The 20,244-nt window shown below is 46.1% G+C and carries 19 protein-coding genes; 18 read left to right on the top strand and 1 reads right to left on the bottom strand.

All coding sequences use genetic code 11. The features are described 5' to 3' along the window. The first annotated feature begins 13 nt into the window (after nucleotides 1-13). The 6 genes from rsmH (at nucleotide 14) to mraY (ending at nucleotide 7,703) form a co-directional block, all read left to right on the top strand. Nucleotides 14-946, top strand: coding sequence for a 16S rRNA (cytosine(1402)-N(4))-methyltransferase RsmH (gene rsmH, locus DOT_RS16285; RefSeq protein WP_009621005.1), 933 nt, complete (start codon nucleotides 14-16; stop codon nucleotides 944-946). A gap of 30 nt (nucleotides 947-976) precedes the next feature. After that, on the top strand, nucleotides 977-1,465 hold the full coding sequence (locus DOT_RS16280; protein ID WP_009621003.1) for a hypothetical protein: 489 nt from the start codon (nucleotides 977-979) through the stop codon (nucleotides 1,463-1,465). Between the two features lie 47 nt (nucleotides 1,466-1,512). Continuing rightward, entirely contained in the window at nucleotides 1,513-3,567 is a 2,055-nt protein-coding gene (locus DOT_RS16275; protein ID WP_009621001.1) for a penicillin-binding transpeptidase domain-containing protein, read from the top strand. Between the two features lie 184 nt (nucleotides 3,568-3,751). Beyond that, nucleotides 3,752-5,239, top strand: coding sequence for a UDP-N-acetylmuramoyl-L-alanyl-D-glutamate--2,6-diaminopimelate ligase (locus DOT_RS16270; RefSeq protein ID WP_009620999.1), 1,488 nt, complete (start codon nucleotides 3,752-3,754; stop codon nucleotides 5,237-5,239). Continuing rightward, entirely contained in the window at nucleotides 5,220-6,644 is a 1,425-nt protein-coding gene (gene murF / locus DOT_RS16265) for a UDP-N-acetylmuramoyl-tripeptide--D-alanyl-D-alanine ligase (protein WP_009620997.1), read from the top strand. The genes DOT_RS16270 and murF overlap by 20 nt, the downstream gene beginning before the upstream one ends. Nucleotides 6,645-6,695: 51 nt before the next feature. Next, on the top strand, nucleotides 6,696-7,703 hold the full coding sequence (gene mraY, locus DOT_RS16260) for a phospho-N-acetylmuramoyl-pentapeptide-transferase (protein WP_009620995.1): 1,008 nt from the start codon (nucleotides 6,696-6,698) through the stop codon (nucleotides 7,701-7,703). A 132-nt stretch (nucleotides 7,704-7,835) separates the two neighbouring features. Here mraY and DOT_RS30580 read toward each other — a convergent pair whose 3' ends face one another. Beyond that, a complete protein-coding gene (locus DOT_RS30580; protein ID WP_157998474.1) occupies nucleotides 7,836-7,988 on the bottom strand; it encodes a hypothetical protein in 153 nt (50 codons plus the stop codon). Between the two features lie 116 nt (nucleotides 7,989-8,104). On the opposite strand from DOT_RS30580, the gene DOT_RS32440 reads away from it, so the two are divergent. From DOT_RS32440 to sigE, 12 genes are all read left to right on the top strand, one after another. Then, nucleotides 8,105-8,230 (top strand): hypothetical protein, encoded by a 126-nt coding sequence (locus DOT_RS32440; RefSeq protein ID WP_009620994.1) that lies wholly within the window; start codon nucleotides 8,105-8,107, stop codon nucleotides 8,228-8,230. 329 nt (nucleotides 8,231-8,559) lie between these two features. Then, entirely contained in the window at nucleotides 8,560-9,918 is a 1,359-nt protein-coding gene (gene murD, locus DOT_RS16250) for a UDP-N-acetylmuramoyl-L-alanine--D-glutamate ligase (RefSeq protein WP_040412501.1), read from the top strand. 17 nt (nucleotides 9,919-9,935) lie between these two features. Next, the gene (gene spoVE, locus DOT_RS16245; protein WP_040412481.1) at nucleotides 9,936-11,030 is read left to right on the top strand and encodes a stage V sporulation protein E; all 1,095 of its coding nucleotides are present in this window, start codon (nucleotides 9,936-9,938) and stop codon (nucleotides 11,028-11,030) included. A gap of 18 nt (nucleotides 11,031-11,048) precedes the next feature. Then, a complete protein-coding gene (gene murG, locus DOT_RS16240; RefSeq protein WP_009620983.1) occupies nucleotides 11,049-12,158 on the top strand; it encodes an undecaprenyldiphospho-muramoylpentapeptide beta-N-acetylglucosaminyltransferase in 1,110 nt (369 codons plus the stop codon). Between the two features lie 166 nt (nucleotides 12,159-12,324). Continuing rightward, nucleotides 12,325-13,194 carry a hypothetical protein gene (locus DOT_RS16235; protein WP_009620981.1) on the top strand — a complete coding sequence of 290 codons (870 nt, stop codon included), beginning with the start codon at nucleotides 12,325-12,327 and terminating at the stop codon, nucleotides 13,192-13,194. Continuing rightward, nucleotides 13,109-14,044: a UDP-N-acetylmuramate dehydrogenase gene (murB, locus tag DOT_RS16230; protein WP_192807823.1), complete on the top strand. Its 936-nt coding sequence runs from the start codon at nucleotides 13,109-13,111 to the stop codon at nucleotides 14,042-14,044. The genes DOT_RS16235 and murB overlap by 86 nt, the downstream gene beginning before the upstream one ends. Nucleotides 14,045-14,158: 114 nt before the next feature. Then, complete coding sequence (gene murA, locus DOT_RS16225; protein ID WP_009620978.1) at nucleotides 14,159-15,424, top strand: UDP-N-acetylglucosamine 1-carboxyvinyltransferase; 1,266 nt, start codon at nucleotides 14,159-14,161, stop codon at nucleotides 15,422-15,424. A gap of 206 nt (nucleotides 15,425-15,630) precedes the next feature. Beyond that, entirely contained in the window at nucleotides 15,631-16,356 is a 726-nt protein-coding gene (locus tag DOT_RS16220; RefSeq protein WP_009620976.1) for a cell division protein FtsQ/DivIB, read from the top strand. Between the two features lie 19 nt (nucleotides 16,357-16,375). Continuing rightward, the gene (locus DOT_RS16215; RefSeq protein WP_009620974.1) at nucleotides 16,376-16,705 is read left to right on the top strand and encodes a small basic family protein; all 330 of its coding nucleotides are present in this window, start codon (nucleotides 16,376-16,378) and stop codon (nucleotides 16,703-16,705) included. A 268-nt stretch (nucleotides 16,706-16,973) separates the two neighbouring features. Continuing rightward, the gene (ftsZ, locus tag DOT_RS16210; protein WP_009620973.1) at nucleotides 16,974-18,035 is read left to right on the top strand and encodes a cell division protein FtsZ; all 1,062 of its coding nucleotides are present in this window, start codon (nucleotides 16,974-16,976) and stop codon (nucleotides 18,033-18,035) included. A gap of 551 nt (nucleotides 18,036-18,586) precedes the next feature. Next, nucleotides 18,587-19,504: a sigma-E processing peptidase SpoIIGA gene (locus DOT_RS16205; RefSeq protein WP_040412479.1), complete on the top strand. Its 918-nt coding sequence runs from the start codon at nucleotides 18,587-18,589 to the stop codon at nucleotides 19,502-19,504. Nucleotides 19,505-19,507: 3 nt separating this feature from the next. Continuing rightward, nucleotides 19,508-20,233, top strand: coding sequence for an RNA polymerase sporulation sigma factor SigE (sigE, locus tag DOT_RS16200; protein WP_009620969.1), 726 nt, complete (start codon nucleotides 19,508-19,510; stop codon nucleotides 20,231-20,233). Nucleotides 20,234-20,244 lie beyond the last annotated feature (11 nt).

Genomic DNA, 20,244 nt, shown 5'->3' with positions numbered 1-20,244 from the left:
GGAACGGATTTGCTTGGATTTTCATCATGTCACTGTTTTATTAGATGAGACGGTTGATGCAGTAGTTACGAATCCCTCAGGTAGATATGTTGATTGTACCCTGGGTGGATCTGGACATAGCCAAAAGGTCTTAACTAAGCTCGATGCCAACGGAAAACTGATCTGTTTTGATCAAGATGATAAAGCTATTTATCACGCTCAAGAAATCTTTGGCAAAGATGAGCGAATCACCTTAGTTAATCGGAACTTTGAATATTTAGAAGAAACTTTAAAAGAATTAGATCTATTACCGGTGAATGGAATCTTGTTTGATTTAGGAGTTTCGTCCCCTCAACTGGATGAAGCCGAGCGCGGCTTTAGTTACATGCAGGATGCACCTTTGGATATGCGAATGGATCCTTTAAGTTCTCTGACTGCACAGGAACTTGTGAACAGCTGGAGTGAAGAGGAATTAGCTGAGGTTATTTGGAAATATGGGGAAGAAAAATGGTCGAAACGAATTGCTCAATTCATCGTACGCAAACGGAACGAGCGTGCCTTAGAAACAACGGGCGATCTGGTTGAGGCGATTAAAGCAGCAGTGCCAGCCGCGGTTCGGCGCAGTGGACCCCATCCTGCTAAACGTACATTTCAGGCAATCCGGATTGCAGTGAACGATGAACTAGGAGTCTTAGATCGAGTGCTCGATCAAGCGCTGCGGTGTTTGGATCATGGAGGCAGAATTGGAGTGATTACTTTTCACTCGCTCGAGGATCGTATTGTGAAGGACAGAATGAATTCTTGGCTTGGGCGCTGCACGTGTCCGCCAGAATTGCCAATATGTCGGTGTGAGGCAAAGAAGGTAGCTAAGGTACTGACCAGAAAACCTATTCTCCCATCAGAAGAGGAAGTTGAGCAAAACCCACGTTCAAGAAGTGCAAAATTACGGGTTGCTGAAAAAATATAACGGTCTAAAGCAAAAGGAGGAGGAATACCCTTGGTAGTGGCGCAGGAAAAGTTAATGTGGCAGGAACCATTAGAGCAAAAATCCGGCGAGAGAAACCCTCGGCCAGCCAAAAGAGGGAAACGGTACGCCAAAGGAAAAAGCATTATATTGTTGGCATTGATCGTTGGGGTGACTGGTGCAATCGGGGCGGAAACGATTCAATTAACGGTTGTCCAGGGGGCACAAGTTAGGTCCTTGGAGAAGGAAATTGCCGAAATCAAAACGCAGAGAGATCTTCTTCAGATGGAAGCTGACAAACTACGTGCGGTAGGCCGGATTGAAAGCGTAGCACTATCTATGGGTATGGAAAAACCTGCTGGGATAGTGTATGTGGCGGGTGCAGTGCCTGCGGTCAAAAATGAAAAGGGGGATCCGTCATCCCAAGCGGAAACGAAACCTGCTGAGGCGGAAGCTAAACCCACGGCACTTCATCAGTTTTCACAAAGATTCACTAGCTTCTTTGCTTCAACACAACGTTAAGATAAAGGCGCTTTGGGTACGCGGTGACCCCGGAAAGGGGGGGACTAGTGAGTCCTTTTGTTGTAATGCGTAAACGAATCGCTTTTCTTTTTTTGTGTGTTAGTGCCTTTTTAGTTGTTTTGATTATTCGGCTGGGGTTCGTGCAACTCAGCCAGGGGGCGGACTTACGTAAGAAGGCAGACGATTCCCACTTTCGCGGTGTTCCTGTTGCCCCTAAACGTGGAAATATTGAGGATCGTCTTGGCAACGTCTTGGCAATGAGCGTTAGTAGTGAAACAGTCTATGCCATTCCAGCGGAGGTAAGGCAGTCCGGCCGAGCTAAGGAGATGGCCTTGACTCTGTCTCAGATTTTAGGGCAATCTGCAGCCGAAGTCGAAGCACATATTACGAAAAGGACGGCGTTGGAATACGTTCAAAAGCGGGTTAAACCGGAAATAGCAGCTCAAGTGAGAGCGCTAGCGCTACCGGGAATAGGAACGACGGAGGACAGCCAACGCTACTACCCTAACGGGGCGCTAGCGTCTCATATTATCGGATTTGCCGGGATTGACAATCAGGGCCTGGAAGGGATAGAGTTAACCAGAGAATCGGAGCTTAAGGGAATACCAGGAAGTATTCTCCAGGAATTTGGGGCAAATGGAATCCCCCTTCCTCAGGCGGAACATCAGTACTTAGCCCCTAAACAAGGAAATACGGTGCGTTTAACCATTGATAAGAACATTCAGGCTTTTGCGGAACGGGAGTTGCAAAAGTTGATGTCTGGTCAAGGTATTAATATGAACGGGCAGGCACCCAAAAACGCTTCTATCTTGGTAATGGATCCAAATACAGGAGAAATGCTCGCCTTAGCATCAGCGCCAGCCTTTGACCCCAACCATTATCAAGAATCAGATCCCAGCGCCAGGCGGAATATTGCTATTCAGAATGGATATGAACCGGGGTCTACTTTTAAGATTATTACCTTGGCGGCCGCGCTGGAGGAAAAGAAAATTAAGCCTATGGAGCACTTTTTTGATAAAGGGGCTTATACTGTTTTGGGAAAAAATGTGCGTTGCTGGAAGGCGGGAGGGCATGGTGACCAAACGTTCATTCAAGTGGCCGAAAATTCCTGCAACCCTGGTTTTGTTGAAATGGGACAGCGCCTAGGGATGGACGCTTTTTATAAATATCTGCGAGATTTTGGTTTTGGTAAGAAAACAGGCATTGAGATGTCCGGTGAAGCGGTGGGGATTTTGGCGAATAAGAAAAGGGCGACAGCGTTGGACTTGGCGACGATGTCCATCGGACAAACAAATAACGTCACTCCTATTCAACTTTTGACGGCAGTCTCAGCGGTGGCTAACGGTGGAACACTATTGAAACCGCAACTGGTGGAAGAAATTGTCGGTCCTAGCGGAAGGGTTGTGACGCCCTTCTCCAAAGAAGAAGTTCGGCGCGTAATCAGTGAGGATACTTCAAAATTAGAACGAGAAATCTTAGAATCGGTTGTGACCAATGGAACCGGACGGAGGTCTTTTCTTCCTGGATACCGTGTGGCTGGAAAAACTGGGACGGCGCAAAAAGTTGCGAATGGAGGGTATATTCAAGGAGAGTATATTGCTTCATTTGTGGCGTTTGCCCCTGCAGACAAACCAAAGTTGGCTATGTTGGCAGTGATCGACGGGGTTCCTTTTTATGGAGGGGTTGTTGCGGCCCCAGTGGTTCAGAGTGTTATGCTTGATTCTCTAAGATATCTGGGTATTCGACCAGATACTCAGGCGCCAATGACGCCCGGTAAACCCCTGCCTGGGCTCGAATTTTCACCGATTAAGAAGGCAACTGCTGTTCCTTCAGTCTTAGGTTTGCCTCTAGCCGAAGCGGAAAAGACTTTGACTGAAGCTGGATTTAAGTCAATGACGGAAGGTCAGGGCGAAATGGTTCTTGACCAAATTCCTCATGGAGGTGCACAGGTAGAGGCTGGATCGAATGTTCTCCTTTATCTGGGAACAGACGCATCCACTCCGACGCTTGCTCATTGGTGGGAAGACGAGGATGAAGATGTTGAAGCAATTCGTAGTTTGACAGGGCGCCAACCGATCTCAGTCAGTCCTCTTGGACGATAAGACAGAAGACAGAAGACAGAAGTCAGAGGTCAGAAGCCGGAAGTCGGATCTGTAAGTGGAAGCAACGGGACGTGGATGACAGTTAGTTAAGGACTGTTGAAGGAGTAAATTGTCTATAATAAACCTATATCAGATGATCCTAATGATGTATAGGCTGGAAAACATTGGGGAGGTATGATGAGAGATGCCTATAGCGAGTATATCACTATTAGAAATTTTAAATGGAATTGAGGTGGAAGCCTCATCTGGAGATCTTCAAGTCGTCGTCAGTGGGATGTCAATGGATTCGCGCCGTGTTCAATCCGGTGATCTTTATGCCTGCATTCCTGGATTTCAGGTGGACGGTCACGACTTTGCCGCCGGTGCCATTGCTTCAGGGGCTGTGGCTTTAGTTGTAGAGCGCTTTTTGCCACTCAATGTTCCCCAAGTAAAGGTTTCTAATGTGCGCCAAGCTATTGGAAGATTAGCAGCTAAAGTTTATGGCTCTCCCAGTGAACAGTTGGAGTTGGTCGGTGTGACTGGCACGAACGGGAAAACAACAATCACCCATCTTATTGAGAAAATAGGGACTAAGCAAGGTAAGAAGGTTGGTTTGATAGGGACGCTCGGTTCTAGGATTGATGGACGAGATATCCCGGGTGAGAGAACAACTCCAGAAGCTATTGAAATTCAAAAGCTCTTGGGGGAGATGGTCGAAGAAGGGGTAAGCCTTGCAGTAATGGAAGTGTCATCACATGCCTTGGATCTTGGACGCGTCGTTGGTTGTGAGTTTGATGTCGGTATTTTCACGAATTTGACACAAGATCATTTAGATTATCATAAGACTATGGAGGACTATCTTTACGCAAAATCTCGTTTGTTTTCAAATTTAAGGGGCGTGAAGCATCTCAAACTCAGTATTTTAAATGGAGACGATCCTGCATTTTCTAAACTATGTCACGCTTCAGCTGCTCCGATAGTGAGTTACGGGATCCACAATGGCGTGGATTATCGGGCGGAAAACGTCGAAGTTACATCTGAGGGGGTGAGCTTTCAGGTCCGTTTCCGTGAAAGGATACAGGATATAAAGTATTCTACCCCTGGGGTTTTTAGCGTTTATAATGCCTTGGCGGCTTTTGCTTGGGGGGTTGAACAGGGCTATGGACCTGAAGCAGTTGCGGAAGCTTTGGCTGAGATCCCAGGTGTGCCAGGTCGCTTTGTAAGTGTTCGTCGTGGGCAACCTTTTCATGTGATTGTGGATTATGCTCATACGCCCGATGGCTTGGAAAATGTTGCCCGAACAGCTCGAGGTTTCACCAAAGGTAAACTTATTACAGTCTTTGGGTGTGGAGGAGACCGAGATCGGGGAAAACGTCCGCTCATGGGGGAAGTTGCCTCACAATGGAGTGATTTTGTCATAGTGACTTCGGATAATCCTCGTACTGAAGATCCTGACCAAATTATTCAAGAGGTACTAACTGGAGTTTCAGGAGTCGACTATGTTGCTTTGCGCGATCGGAGAGAAGCCATTTGGAACGCATGTCGTATGGCGAAAGCTGGGGATACAATTTTGATCGCTGGCAAAGGCCACGAAACTTATCAGATCTTTGGGACTGAGGTTCACCCGTTTGATGATCGGGAAGTAGCGCGTGACGCATTAGGAGGGCTTGGATATGAGCAAGTGGACCGTTGAGGCGGTAGCTCAAATCGCGCAAGGGACTTTGATCGGAAACTCCGATTTAGAGGTGCAGGGGTGTATTATAGATAGTCGTCAAGCTCAGGGTGGAGAAATGTTTTTCGCTCTACCAGGAGAGCAAGTGGACGGACATGATTATATTGAAGCCGCCTGGAAAAATGGGGCGGTTCTTGTGGTTGCAGATGAAGCCCGCTTTCAGAGGTCTGGCAAGACTCCTCGTACTCCTGAAGGTAAGGCCCTGCTTCTTGTAAAGTCTGTGTTCATTGCGCTTCAGGAATTGGCCAAAGCCTGGCGTTTAGAACTGGGAGTCAAGGTTGTTGGAGTTACTGGGAGTAATGGAAAAACTACCACGAAAGATATGATTGCCGCAGTTCTGTCTCGGCGCTTTCGTGTTTATCGCAATAAGGAAAACCATAACAACGAATTGGGGCTTCCGTTAACAGTCCTCAATGCGCCACTAGGAACTGAGATTCTGGTTCTCGAGATGGGCATGCGTGGCTTGGGAGAGATCAAAGCCTTATGTGACATTGCCCAACCAGATATCGGTGTTATCACTAATATCGGCACCACCCATTTAGAGCTCTTACTGACTCAGGAGCGAATTGCCCAGGCCAAGTGGGAGCTAATTGAGGCGCTACCGATGGATGGAATTGCCATCCTAAACGCTGAGGATTTGTTATCAGTGGAAAAAGCTAAGAATGATCCGCATTCAACCCTTTTCTATGGATTAGAAGGTGCTTTTGCACAGCCTCACCTGGCGGGGGTTCAGCTTCGGCCTTGGGGAGCCTTGGGGACCTCGTTTGACGTATGCTTTCATGATGAAAAAACGACAGCTAATCTTCCGCTGCCAGGTAAACACAATGTGTTGGACGCGTTGGCAGCACTGGCTGTGGGCACAGCTTTTGATGTCCCGCTGGCTGAGGGGTGTGGGGGGCTGGGTGAGTTGGAATTATCAAAAATGCGCTTGGAAATTCGATCGGGAGTTTTTGGAACGACTCTAATTAATGATGTCTATAACGCGAATCCGGTTTCGATGCAGGCTTCGTTGCAGGTTCTTAAAGAGCGAGCGGGTGAGAACAAAACGGTTGCTATTTTAGGTGAAATGTATGAATTGGGAACTTCGGCGGAGTCAGGGCATCGCGAAGTTGGTCGAACCCTTGCAGAGTTAGGAGTCAGTGTTCTAATTTCCGTGGGAAAATTAGCAGAAGAGATTGCCCAGGGGGCACGGCTGGCGGGATACTCAGAAGATCAGATTGAGGTGACTGCTACGCGTGAACAAGCGATTATAAAAGCTCGAGATCTCCTTGCGCAATTTGGTCCAGGAACGTGGGTCCTGATTAAAGGTTCCCGGGGAATGAAAATGGAAGAGATCACAATGCATCTAGAAAGATTAGGCATATGAAAGAACTGGTTATTTTCTTGAATGTGCCTTAAGTAAAGGATGGAATAACACATGTCTGAGCGTTTGGTCTTGGCGACAGGATTAGCCCTTATCATTACTTTGGTCCTTGGCCCTTTTATGATACCGGTCTTAAGGATTCTTAAGTTCGGTCAAACTATACGCGATGATGGTCCTAAAAGACATTTGAAAAAGGCCGGAACCCCAACGATGGGAGGCATTATTTTTCTTGTTGGCATTATTGCCAGTTCGTTGGTTACTGCCGAACAGCCCACCTCTCTGGAAATGGTGACGTTGGTGGGAATTACTTTGGGATTTGGGTTAATCGGATTTATTGATGATTTTATTAAAGTAGTGTTGCATCGTTCCTTAGGGCTACGGGCTTACCAAAAACTCATTGGGCAATTTGGTTTGGCCTTTGTTCTTATGTGGGTGTCCGTCCATTGGTTGGGACGGGGTACGGACGTGGCTATTCCTTTCTCGTCTATTCACTTAGAACTGGGTTGGTTTTACTATTGCCTGATTTCTTTAGTGATTGTGGTTATGACGAACGCTGTTAATCTTACGGATGGTCTGGATGGCTTAGCAGCAGGGAGTACGATGTGTGCTGGTATTAGCTATGTCGTGATTGCCTTACTTGCTGCGATCCAAGGGGGCGGTGTAGCAGTTCTGGCGCATGAGACGGATATGGCAGTTTTTGCAGCGGCCTTGGTTGGAGGATGTCTTGGTTTTTTGCGCTTTAATGCCTACCCTGCCCGGATATTTATGGGAGATACAGGGTCTTTGGCCTTAGGTGGGGCTTTAGTAAGTTTGGCTGTACTCACGAAGAGCGAATTGGTGCTGATTGTGATCGGGGGATTATTCGCCTTGGAAGCACTTTCGGTAATCATTCAAGTTATTTCGTTTCAAACTAGAGGAAAACGGGTCTTTCGGATGAGCCCGCTTCATCATCATTTTGAGCTCGGAGGATGGGGGGAATGGAAAGTTGTCCTCGCTTTTTGGGCTGCCTCGTTGATTTGTGCTATTATTGGGATTATTGCTTATATCCCGACGTTGGGGTAGGTCGTCAGTTTCTTAGCATCCTACGGCGCGATAGCATACGTTAATGGCTCTGCGCCTTCGGCGATACTCTCCACTGGAGACTATCGTGATCGACACGCTGCATTGCTATTCGCTTGACGCTAAGGCTAAAACTCAAAACCTCTGGGCTTTCTGCAAGTGCGCCGCTCCTTGCCGTCCTGCAAGAAGGCTAATACGTGCGAAGACAGTGTCTTCGGGCACCGCGGCATCAGTCCATCCTTGGACAAGTCCCGTTGAGTTTCTTAACGCCTTATCGTCTGCGCTCATTGACGCAATTCCGCTAAAGTGCTTCTCTAAGCTAAGAAACTTCCTCCGGGCTTGTGGGTCGACGGGAGTAGGAACGGTGTTGGGGCCGTTTGCGTTTTTGACGCAAACGCGTATGAATGCAACGAGGGGATGGTTCTTGGTTGCCTGCTGGGTTGCCTGCCTGGACAAGTCCCTTTGCGGTTTTTAATGTAAAATTGTCTGTGCTCATTGATGCGATTCCGCTGAAGTGCCCTCTGGGCTAAGAAAGTTCCTCCGGGCTTGTGGGTCGACGGGAGTAGGAACGGTTTTGGGGGCTGTTTACGTTATGACGCAAAAGCGTATGGATGCATCGGGGGACGGTTCTTGGTTGCATGCGAGGCTTTTCCTTCACATGCGCTGCGAACTGTTATTGTTATGTGGTTACTTAAGATTTTATTTTTCGGCTTTGGGATTTAACAGAATGATAATCCCATTATATGGCAATGTTTAAAAGAGAAGGTAACATGTGAAATAGAAAATTAGGCGAACTGTTTTGCATAAGATACAAATAGAGCTTAAATTGATTAGACGGAGGATTATTAACGTGGAATGGATGCATAAACGTGTTCTGGTCATTGGTGCAGGCTTAAGTGGTCAAGCGGCTGTTCAGAAACTTCAGCGTTTGGGTGCGGAGGTTTTTCTGACAGATAGTAAGGCGTTGGAGCAGCTTGCGGGTGCTGAGGAGTTGGGGCTTGATGAGGCGCATTTGTTTCTTGGTGGTGTACCTGAATTAGCAGGGATTAACCCTGAACTTATTGTCTTATCTCCAGGGGTATCGCCAAAGCTTTCCCTTGTACAGGAGGCTATATCTCGAAACGTTGTCGTGTGGAGTGAAGTTGAGTTGGCTATGTATGATTGCCCTGCTCTTTGTGTTGGGGTAACTGGTACTAATGGGAAAACGACGACTACGACTTTGATCGGTGAATTGGCTAAGCTAACGGGTCGACGTACGATTGTTGCAGGAAACATTGGAGTTGCCTTAAGCGGACAGGTGGAGGGAATGGGAGAGAACAGCATCGTTGTGGCTGAACTTTCTAGTTTTCAACTGGAGTTTATCGATAAACTTCGTGTTCATGTGGCAATTTTACTTAATCTTACTCCCGATCATCTGGACAGGCATGGTACTTTGGAAGCTTATCTGGAGGCCAAAGCTCAGATTTTTAAAAATCAAACGGCTACTGATTTGGCAATCTTAAATTGGGACGATCCGTTAGTGCATGATTTAGGTCCGAAATTAAAAAGTCGGGTAATCTATTTTAGTCCAACAGTTTTTTTGCCAGAGGGGGTTAGTCTTTGGCATGATCAGATTGTTTATTCAGAAAAGAGGAACATGATCCCCATTATTTCCCGCAAGGTCCTCCATCTGCGTGGTGCTCATAATCTGGAAAATGTCATGGCAGCTGCAGCTGCCGCGAGAGCGTTAGGGCTTTCTTGGACAGAGATTGCTGAGGGGCTCCGCCAGTTCAAAGGGGTGGAGCACCGACAAGAGATTGTGGGGAAGTTTGAGGAGATTCTTTTTGTGAATGATTCCAAAGGAACTAATACAGATGCAGCCACCAAGGCCTTACTTGCTTTCGAGGAACCTTTGGTTCTGATAGCGGGGGGTAAAAATAAAGGACTTGATTTTCATGATTTCATGAAAGTTGTGCGAGTTAAGGTTAAAAGCTTAGTTTTATTGGGGCTGGCGGCTGCTGAGATGGAACAGGCTGCGCGTGATGAGGGTGTGCAGAGAATTATTAGAGCTACCTCATTTGAGGATGGTGTTGAGAGAGCGATTGCTGAGGCAGTAGCTGGTGATGTTGTATTGTTGTCCCCTGCTTGTACAAGTTGGGATATGTTTAAAAGTTATGAAGAAAGAGGGGAATTGTTTAAGGAGTTAGTGCGTAGGCATTATAGGGAACCCATTGAATAATAAAGGGGGAACTATATGTGCGAAGGTATCACCGACCAGATATGGTCTTGCTAGGAGCGATCTTAGCTTTGTTGGGGATAGGGTTCGTTATGGTCTATAGTTCGAGTGCAGTTAGAGGGTACATTCAGTTTGACGATCCTTATCATTTTCTCAAGATGGAAATTTTATGGGCGGTTATGGGGCTGGTAGCGATGATTCTGAGCATGGTTGTGGATTTGCGTTTGTTACGTAGATTTGCTAAGCCAGCCCTTTATGTAGCGATTGCCTTATTGGTTGCGGTCAAAATACCGGGCATTGGGCGCAGAGTAAATGGTGCTGACCGTTGGATCGGGCTTGGGCCATTATCAATTCAGCCCTCGGAAGTGATTAAGCTTTCCATGGTGTTAGTGATGGCCCATGTACTAGCTCTTGACCCTCATAAGATTCGATCATTTCGCAAAGGGGTTCTGCCTATTCTCGGTTTAATGGGGTTGATAGCTGGGCTGATTATGCTTCAACCAGATCTGGGTACGACTTTGGTCATAGCGGCTACAACGTTTTTTATGTTGATTGCGGCTGGGGCAAGGGCTGGACATATTCTGGGCTTAGGAGGGACAGGGCTTGGTTTGGTGGTCGCCGCCATAGCAGCAGCTCCTTACCGAATGCGTCGTATCTTTGCTTTTTTAGATCCGTGGGCTGATCCATTGGGAAATGGTTATCAGACGATTCAAGCACTTTTAGCGTTGGGCCCGGGTGGATTGTTTGGTTTGGGCTTAGGGCAGAGTCGTCAGAAATTCCTCTATTTGCCGGAAAACCATACAGATTTTATCTTTGCAATGATTGGAGAGGAACTCGGTTTTATTGGTGCGTCCTTGGTAGTCTTGCTTTTTTTCCTCTTCGCTTGGCGGGGGTTTCGAGTTGCAATGAGGGCCCCGGACGCTTTTACGGGTTTCTTCGCAGTTGGTTTAACGGCCATGGTATCTATTCAGGCGATGATTAACATGGGTGTCGTTAGCGGGGTATTGCCGGTAACCGGGATTACCTTACCATTTATAAGTTATGGAGGCACATCACTTGTCTTTACAATGCTAGGCGTTGGAGTGCTTCTGAATATTTCCCGAGAAGTACGGTAAGGAAAAGGGGTATAGACGGTGCGAGTAATGTTGACCGGTGGTGGAACAGGTGGCCATATTTATCCAGCGTTAGCTATTGCCAAAGGTTTGCTAGCGCGTGATGCTGAGACTCAAATTCTTTACGTGGGAATACGCGACGGGATGGAAGCGCGTTTGGTGCCAGAGGCGGGACTTGAGTTTGCTGGGATTTCAGGGAAAGGACTTCCGCGCAAATTAAGTTTGGATACGATAAAAGTTTTAGGTGGAAGTTTTAAGGCCCTCTGGGAGACGAAAAAACTACTGCGTCAATTTCATCCCGACCTTGTGGTTGGAACCGGGGGATATGTGTCTGGGCCGGTTGTTTTGACTGCTGCCCTTTTTAACATTCCAACGTTGCTTCATGAACAAAACGCCTTGCCTGGGATTACCAATCGTCTATTGGCACGAGTTGTCCGCCGTGTTATGGTAACTTTTTCTGAGAGCACTGAGCATTTTGGCGCAAAGAAAAAACTAGAACTTGTTGGGCTCCCAGTTCGTCCGGAAATTGGCCAGGTTTCTCGCGAGGTTGGGGCAAAGCACTTTAAATTACGACCGGATCGCCTAACGTTACTAGTGACCGGTGGAAGTAGAGGGGCGCGTACGTTAAATATGGCCATGACAGGGGTCTTAGAGCACCTCGCGCAATACAAGGATATTCAGGTGATTTGGGCAACCGGCAAAACAACGTATGAAGAAACTATTGAAGAATTTAAGAGAAGAGGAATATCTTGGGAACGTTCGGGCTGGCGTATCCTTGAATATTTGAAAGACATGCCGGAAGCGTTAGCCTGCGCGGACATATTTATCGGACGGGCAGGGGCAGCTTCTTTGGCAGAGTTGATGGTTGTTGGTATTCCTAGTGTCTTAATTCCTTATCCATATGCAGCTGAGAACCATCAAGAGCATAATGCCCAAGCTCTAGTTCAGGCTGGCGCAGCTCAAATAATTTTGGACTCAGAATTAGATGGAGAACGATTGTGGAAGGAAATAGAAGGGCTAATTTCGCAACCTAAACTTCTCGCAAAAATGGGAGATGCCGCTCGCACGCTAGCACAACCGGAGGCTTTAAATAAAATTGTAAATCTCTGTAGGGCCACGGCATGGCACTAAAGCGTGGTTCGATATGCGTGGTTCGTAGTTCGAAATAACAAATAACAAACATATGGACATTGATTTCGAAGTTCGAACACGAATAGCGAATATCGAACATCGAGTTCGCTCACACCTTTTTACTTCACTGCATAGCATATGGCAGTAACAAAGAAAAGGAGTGAGCATGGTGTGGCCAAAACGAAAAATACAATTGGTTGCTTCTTCTGCGGCTCCCGGAATAGACGGAGTTCGGGCCGTTCTGAATGGGATTCAGCTGGAATTTTCCGAGGTTGAACCTGCAACGGAGGATTTAAGCCGAGAATTCTCAGAAAGCTGGTTTGAGAAGCCATTTGATTGTACTCCCTCATCTCCGCCCGAGGAATTAGGTATTGCGACAGAATGGGTCTTCTGGCCAGAGGAGAAGCCAGACGATTTCTGGAGAAATAAGGCACTCGAACTAGGAGTGAATCAGCAATCTATTCAATCGTTCATACATAATATTTTGGATGATGAACTAATCATCCCATTATCAGAACCGATGGTTTTTCTAGATGGACGCCCCTTGCTAGGGCATTTATTAAATGGGGCCGGATTTGAACCAACCATTCTTTGGTTGACAACTGACGGAAAATGGAAATTCGAAAGAAGGCAAGGTTTACATTGGCTAATACCGGAATCTTGGTTAGCGGATCTGGTGGAAGAAAATTTATTAAAAAGAGGAACCGTTCAGGTCGAAAAAAAAGCGACTTGGGTGGTGCGTGAAACTGGGATTGACTTTTATCGTGAGCAAGAGGGCTTGAAATTTATTGGTCAAATGCCTAGGTGGTTGGAACCTACAGAAGAGCAAATAGCTTGTCAGGATATAGCTATGTGTATAGACTTAGGAGTTTCTTGGTTAGATATTCGGTTGGCCCTTAGCCCTCTTTGGAAGAGCCAAATAATGACGGATAACTTGAGGTGGAACAAGGATGATTTTGGATGGAATGCCAGGGCGTGTGGAGAAAAATTACCCGCTGGACCTCCTGAATACGTGGAAGATTGGTGGGCCCGCTGAAATAGTGTATTGGCCTCAAACTTCGGCAGATATGTCGATCTTGTGGCAGCGTGCGCGAGAAGCAAAAATCCCCGTTTGGCTGATTGGACGGGGTTCAAATCTTCTATTACCAGATGAAGGACTTCCCGGAATTACTTTGGTGACCACGTCTCTCCGCGCGATTGAATGGGGTGAGTACAAGGTTCAAGTTGAAGCGGGGTACACTCTAGCGCATCTGTCTCAAGAAGCAGGAGAACGAGGGTGGAGTGGTCTTGAGTTTGCTCGGGGAATTCCAGGATCCGTGGGCGGTGCTGTTATGATGAACGCTGGTGCTCATGGAGACGAAATAGCTCCTCACATAATTAGTGTCACGGCCCTTTGGGAAGATGGTACAGTGAAAAAGCTAGAACGAGCTGAGCTTGAATTTGCTTATCGGTCCTGCTCTTTGCGAGGCAACGCATGGGTGGTTGAGACCCAACTTGCATTTTCTCCAGGGGATCGTGAACAAATTCTAAGCCAGATGAAGGAGAACTTAAGGAATAGGGTGGTCAATCAACCACTTGAAAAACCCAATGCTGGGAGCGTTTTTCGGAATCCACCGGGCGATTCAGCTGGTCGTTTAATTGAGTCTGCTGGTTGGAAAGGAAAAAGTATCGGTGGAGCACAGGTTTCAGACAAACACGCTAACTTTATTGTAAATACCGGAAACGCCAAGGCTAAGGATGTGCTTGCGTTAATTGATGCTATATCAAAAGATGTTCAGTCAAAGTATGGAATCAAATTGCAAATGGAAGTAGCGTACTTTAACGATGCACGACGCACGAGGTACGATGCACGAATCGAAGGCGAACAAAGTTCGCAGAATTCTTAATCGCTCCAAGTCCAATTCGTAATTCGATTCACAGAATCGAATTCACAATTCGGACATCGAGCCTCGTGCCTCGTGCCTCGAACTGATTACATCGACGAAAAGGGGGGTAAGATCATGGCGTTGGATCGCTATGTTATCACCGGAAAACAGCGGTTAGAAGGAAATATTCGGGTAAGCGGGGCAAAAAACTCTTCTCTTCCCTTACTGGCAGCTACCTTGCTCGCTGAAGGGACATCGACCTTACTAGAAATCCCGGAGTTAGCTGATATTACGCATATGATTCAGGTGCTGGAGCACCTGGGCTGTAAAGTAGAACGCCAAAATGAGGCTATGCTCATCAATGCTGGAGGATTAGAGTCCTGCCATGTCGACGAAGGGCTTATGCGCCAAATGCGTGCTTCTAATCTAATTTTAGGTCCATTACTAGCCCGGAGTGGACGGGTGAAACTATCTCGACCGGGAGGGTGTGCCATTGGTTCGCGCCCAATGGATCAACATATAAAGGGCCTTCAACAATTGGGTGTGAAGGTTAAAGAAAAACATGGGTATATCGAGGCATGGGCAGATCAGTTACTAGGGGCTGATGTCTACCTGGATGTCCCAAGTGTTGGTGCAACAGAAAATATTATGATGACTGCTGTCTTAGCTAAAGGAACGACTATGATTCGCAATGCCGCACGCGAACCGGAAATTATTGATTTGCAAAATTTCCTTAATAAGATGGGAGCAAAAGTACGAGGCGCAGGAATGGACGTCTTGAGAATAGACGGGGTGGATATGCTTCATCCTGCAGAACATATAGTCATACCGGATCGGATCGAAGCGGGCACGCATATGGTTGCAGCGGTCATGACTGAAGGCGATGTGGTCATTGAGAATGTTGTACCCGAACATTTAGAACCTGTCATTGCTAAATTGCGCCAGGTAGGTGCCAGTGTGACCTTTCAGGATGATTCGATTCGTGTTCAACAGCGAGGGAGAATTCGGGGCGTGGACCTCAAGACAATGCCCTATCCGGGATTTCCAACGGACATGCAACCACAGTTTATGGCTATGCTCTCGTGTGCGGAAGGAACTAGTATCATTACTGAAACTATTTTTGAAAACCGCTTTCAGCATGTGGATGAGTTACGTCGTATGGGTGCGCAAATCACGGTTGAGGGGAGAACGTCTATTATACGTGGGGTAGAAACGCTTGAAGGGGCATTCGTGGAAGCCACAGATCTGAGGGCTGGGGCAGCACTCTTTCTTGCAGCATTAGCAGCAGAGGAAGTAACTGTGCTGGAAAAAGTAGATTTTATTGATCGTGGCTATGAAAATTTAGAAGAAAAGTATCATCATTTAGGTGCCAAACTTCTGCGTGTTACCCAGAAGGGGTAAAGGCGAAGCGCGAGGCACGATTCGCAGAATCGAATTCACAATTCGAATATCGAACCACGAACTTCGAGTATCGATTTTGCCACGAGCATCGTGCCTCGAAATAAAGTTCATCGAATATTGGTGTATTTTGTCAGTAAAAGTCTCTCAAAAAGGCATGACAGAATAGGACTGTATTCGTTATACTTGGGACAAGGAGGAAAGGCGAAATGCAACCCAAGAAAATGAATACGTCCTTTCTCTATGTTGCTGTCTTGACGATTTTGCTTGCATTGGGTTTGACGCAGTTTTTGCGTTCCAGTGCATTCGGAGTTCAAAATGTAACGGTGCAAGGGCTTAAACTGATCCCGGAAAGCGAAATCTTGAAATTGGCTACTGGGGTTCAAGGACAAAACTTATTGCTCTTTGATCAAGCAGAGCTAAGTTATAAAATTTCATTACATCCGTTAGTCCAAAGTGTTCAGTTTCAGCGGAAGCTCCCTCACACACTTGTCATTCAAGTGACTGAACGAACTCCGGTTGCCTTGGTCGTTGTTCCGAAGGGGGTTGTGGAGGTTGATTCACAAGGGACCTTTTTACGTCGTTTAGAGAGTTGGCCTAAAACGGATCACCCAGTGATTACTGGAATTAATCTTATGGATACCGCTGGACCAGGGCAAAGCCTAGGTAACCCTTCACTAACAGCAGCACTTCACCTTCTGGGACAAGCTCCAACAGGTTTACTTGCTCAGATCGGTGAACTCCATGTTGATCCTAGTCAACAAATTACAGTGTTCTTGACCAGCGGAGTAGAAGTTCGCCTTGGACAAGCCAATGATTGGAAAGATAAATTAAATGCTCTTTTTCAACTAGTAAGCGATAAAGAGTATAAATCATTTCAACAAGGGGTTCGATACATTGATTTTACGGCGGCAAAGCCAGTCATCGGCCGCTAAATCAGGGAGGACAAGTAACATGTGGTTACCGTTATTGGGTTTAGTTTTAGGATTGGCCATAGGGTATGTCAGCCCACTTTCCGTGCCAATTGAATATGCTAAATACTTATCTGTCGGAATCTTAGCAGCTTTAGATTCCGTTTTAGGCGGGATACGTTCCGCACAGGAAGACCATTTTGATAGCTCTGTGTTTTTGAGTGGTTTTTTTATTAACATGCTTCTCGCAGCTTTTTTGGCTTACGTCGGAGATCGGATTGGAGTTGATCTTTATTTGGCAGCTGTTGTTGCATTTGGCGTAAGACTATTTCAAAATATTGGGAGCATACGCCGTCATCTGTTAAAAAGGTAATAGTAATAGAGGAAAAGTATGGTGCGTAATTTAATATTTTAGCAAAAAGTTTTTTGTTTCAAAAAAAGGGATAAAGCATTAACATATAGAATTTATTACGTCATTGAATTTAAAGTACTGAACGTAGAGTTTTTGCGCGTTTATAGGCATGTTTCACGCCTGTTTGCAAGGCAAGCGAGCGTTTGGACAACAAAGTTGATTAATAGTTATAGCCTGCATTTTTGAAAGCAAGGCAGGTCAGAATGAAGCGAGGGGGTTAAAGCCTTAGATGCTAGAATTTGATACGGATTTAAACCAATTTGCAGAAATCAAGGTTATTGGTGTCGGTGGTGGTGGGAACAATGCGGTAAATAGAATGATTACTGCCGGCTTACAAGGGGTAGATTTTGTAACTGTAAATACTGACTCTCAGGCTTTACAGCTCTCCCGCGCAGGCCAAAAAGTTCAAATAGGGATAAAATTGACTAAAGGACTTGGAGCTGGAGCAAATCCCGAAATTGGAGCTAAAGCAGCAGAAGAAAGCCGTGAAGAACTTGCTAAGGTGTTAAAGGGTGCGGATATGGTTTTCGTCACAGCAGGGATGGGAGGCGGAACCGGCACAGGTGCGGCACCTATTGTTGCAGAAGTTGCCAAGGAAATGGGAGCTTTGACGGTTGGTGTGGTTACGCGCCCTTTTACTTTTGAAGGCCGTAAACGGGCTATGCAGGCAGAAAAAGGAATAGCTGAACTTAAGAGTAAAGTGGATACTCTTATCACGATTCCGAATGATCGTTTGTTGCAAGTAGTGGACAAGCACACTACGATTCATGAGGCTTTTCGCATTGCCGATGATGTCTTGCGACAAGGGGTACAAGGGATTTCAGATTTAATTGCAGTTCCTGGCCTAATCAATTTGGATTTTGCCGATGTAAAGACCATTATGTCAAATACTGGATCGGCTCTAATGGGCATTGGTCAGGCAACTGGTGAAAACCGTGCAGCGGATGCTGCCCGTAAAGCAATTTCCAGCCCACTGTTGGAAACTTCGATTGAAGGAGCCAAAGGAGTGTTGCTTAATATTACTGGTGGGACTAATTTAACTCTTTTTGAAGTAAACGAAGCTGCCGGAATTATTGCAGAAGCTGCTGATCCTGAGGCAAATATTATCTTTGGCGCAGTCGTCGATGAGAATCTCAAGGAAGAAATCAGAGTTACCGTCATCGCGACAGGTTTTGATCAGCAGTGGGCTGGCTTTGGTCTTGCACCTGGAAAAGCCCAAGATAACATAATCAAACCGGTTGCGACGGAAGTAGATATCGATATCCCAGAGTTTCTAAGGCGTCGTCGTTAATAGTATTTTGTAAACTTTATTTAGGTTAAAAAATAAAAGTCGACAACCTCAGGCTAGCATGAAGTGGCCATCAAATCTAAGACGTTGTTACATCTCAAGTCTCTGTCAACCGACAGAGACTTTTTAGTACTTATCAGAAAGTATAACTTTGTTGCATACTTTCTGTAGCATAAGTGCAACTAGGCAGCCGCCTGCGCTAAGGCTGGAAGAAGGCTAATACGTGCGAAGACAGTGTCTGCAAGAAGGGTTAATACGTGCGAAGACAGTGTCTTCGTGTGGGCGCCAGCCAAGTTTTCTTTAGTTTACAGCTTTCATTATCAGCCGGCCACTGTTTATTACAGGCGGTTTTTTTTTGTTTAAATACGCATTCCAATGTGTCATCTATCATATAAGTTCGTACATCTTGTCGATATATATTGCTCATTGATGAAACCCTACATCACTCGCACTGGTTCTCCTAAAAAATACCATTACGACCCACCGAAAGCGACAGCTTTTACTACCGTCTTTAGATATAATCTTCTGAGAAGCGTATGGAAAGGATGCACCTGATGGGCGTAGTAGAGACTTATCTCGATCTGGATATTCTCATTAACGGAGGGATGGATGCATTTATTCTCACTCTTACCAGCCGACTCATTCGTCTTCCGCTCCGGCCAACCCGGATACTAGCCGCTGTCCTTCTCGGTGAAATCCCGGTGGTTCTAGCCTGTTATTCCACTCCGCCATGGACCACGTTAAGTAAATGGGTTGTTCCATTTCTAATGGTCGGAGCCGCTTTCCCGATGCGTAGAGTATACACTTTTCTCAAAGCAATGGTTGGGTTTTGGCTTCTTTCTGCAGGACTCGGTGGATTTGTGTATGCCTTATGGGGGTGGGTGCAATTTGATGATGAACTAGGTAGTGGCCTCTTTACATTGGCCGTAAGTAATCTTTGGATACTTCCGCTAGGGGCATTAATGTGGTGGCTTTTGCAGCGTCTTTGGCTGCGATGGCAGGAAAAAAACGCAGTGCTGAAGCAAATCATTTACGATTTGGAAATTGATTTTGGCGGTGATGAACATAGTGGGGTTGTCTGCATTAAAGCGTTGTTGGATACCGGGAACCATTTGCGAGATCCGTTAACCGGGCTTCCTGTTATCTTGCTGGAAGAGGAGATTGCCGCTAGTGTAATGCCTGATCATGTGCGATCATTTCTAAACATTCCGTGGAAAGACTACGCTGACCCTTGGCCGTTATTATGGAAGGTCAATCCTGGTTTAGTAAAACACCTAGTTTTTATACCTTTTCAAGCAATTGATCGACAAAGCTGGCTACTTGGGTTGAGACCTCAGCGCGTGACGTGTTTTGACAAAACGGGATCTCGACAAATCCATGCAACGGTGGCACTCGTTAAGCAAGTGCTAAGTTCAGAGGGTGAATACCAAGCGTTACTACACCCAGAACATATGCAGAAAGGTGGAGATTGATTAATGAAGTGGTGGAGTGATGTTCAAGATAACGTTAGACGCCTATGGTTTATGCTCCTTCAAAAAATCTGTGGAGTTAGAGGGATTTATTACGTTGGAAGCAGTGAAGCGCTCCCGCCACCACTTAACTCAGACGAAGAAGGGGTCCTCTTGGAGCGCCTCGAAATGGGGGATCCGTCCATTCGAGATATTTTAATTGAACGGAATTTGCGCCTTGTTGTGTATATTGCCCGTAAATTCGAAAATACTGGGATAGGGATTGAGGATCTTGTCTCGATTGGAACAATTGGGTTAATCAAAGCGGTAAATACGTTTGATCCTCAGAAAAAAATTAAACTAGCGACCTATGCTTCTCGGTGTATTGAAAATGAAATTTTAATGTATCTTAGACGAAATAATAAAACTCGTTCTGAAGTATCGTTTGATGAACCATTGAATATTGACTGGGATGGTAATGAACTACTGCTCTCAGATGTTTTAGGTACCGAAAATGACATTATCTCCAAGCCAATTGAAGAACAGGTTGATCGGCAGTTGTTGCATTTAGCGATGGGAAGGTTAACAAACCGGGAAAAGGTGATTATGGAATTGAGATTCGGGTTGGATAACGGGGTGGAAAAAACACAAAAAGAAGTAGCTGATCGACTGGGAATCTCACAATCCTACATTTCACGGCTCGAGAAAAGAATTATTCGTAGATTACGCAAAGAATTTTGTCGATTGGAATAACCTAAACAGTG

Source organism: Desulfosporosinus sp. OT, from assembly GCF_000224515.1.
GTDB lineage: Bacteria > Bacillota > Desulfitobacteriia > Desulfitobacteriales > Desulfitobacteriaceae > Desulfosporosinus.
The sequence above is the reverse complement of the archived record's forward strand: the minus strand, read 5'-3'. Positions and strand labels throughout refer to the sequence as shown.

Excerpts from the sequence above, each read along its gene's own strand:
- DOT_RS16270 (WP_009620999.1), top strand. The coding sequence starts at position 3,752 with ATGCCTATAGCGAGTATATCACTATTAGAAATTTTAAATGGAATTGAG.
- murF (WP_009620997.1), top strand. The coding sequence starts at position 5,220 with ATGAGCAAGTGGACCGTTGAGGCGGTAGCTCAAATCGCGCAAGGGACT.
- mraY (WP_009620995.1), top strand. The coding sequence starts at position 6,696 with ATGTCTGAGCGTTTGGTCTTGGCGACAGGATTAGCCCTTATCATTACT.
- DOT_RS30580 (WP_157998474.1), bottom strand. The coding sequence starts at position 7,988 with ATGAGCGCAGACGATAAGGCGTTAAGAAACTCAACGGGACTTGTCCAA.
- DOT_RS32440 (WP_009620994.1), top strand. The coding sequence starts at position 8,105 with ATGCAACGAGGGGATGGTTCTTGGTTGCCTGCTGGGTTGCCTGCCTGG.
- murD (WP_040412501.1), top strand. The coding sequence starts at position 8,560 with ATGCATAAACGTGTTCTGGTCATTGGTGCAGGCTTAAGTGGTCAAGCG.
- DOT_RS16235 (WP_009620981.1), top strand. The coding sequence starts at position 12,325 with ATGGTGTGGCCAAAACGAAAAATACAATTGGTTGCTTCTTCTGCGGCT.
- murB (WP_192807823.1), top strand. The coding sequence starts at position 13,109 with ATGATTTTGGATGGAATGCCAGGGCGTGTGGAGAAAAATTACCCGCTG.
- murA (WP_009620978.1), top strand. The coding sequence starts at position 14,159 with ATGGCGTTGGATCGCTATGTTATCACCGGAAAACAGCGGTTAGAAGGA.
- DOT_RS16220 (WP_009620976.1), top strand. The coding sequence starts at position 15,631 with ATGCAACCCAAGAAAATGAATACGTCCTTTCTCTATGTTGCTGTCTTG.
- DOT_RS16215 (WP_009620974.1), top strand. The coding sequence starts at position 16,376 with ATGTGGTTACCGTTATTGGGTTTAGTTTTAGGATTGGCCATAGGGTAT.
- ftsZ (WP_009620973.1), top strand. The coding sequence starts at position 16,974 with ATGCTAGAATTTGATACGGATTTAAACCAATTTGCAGAAATCAAGGTT.
- DOT_RS16205 (WP_040412479.1), top strand. The coding sequence starts at position 18,587 with ATGGGCGTAGTAGAGACTTATCTCGATCTGGATATTCTCATTAACGGA.
- sigE (WP_009620969.1), top strand. The coding sequence starts at position 19,508 with ATGAAGTGGTGGAGTGATGTTCAAGATAACGTTAGACGCCTATGGTTT.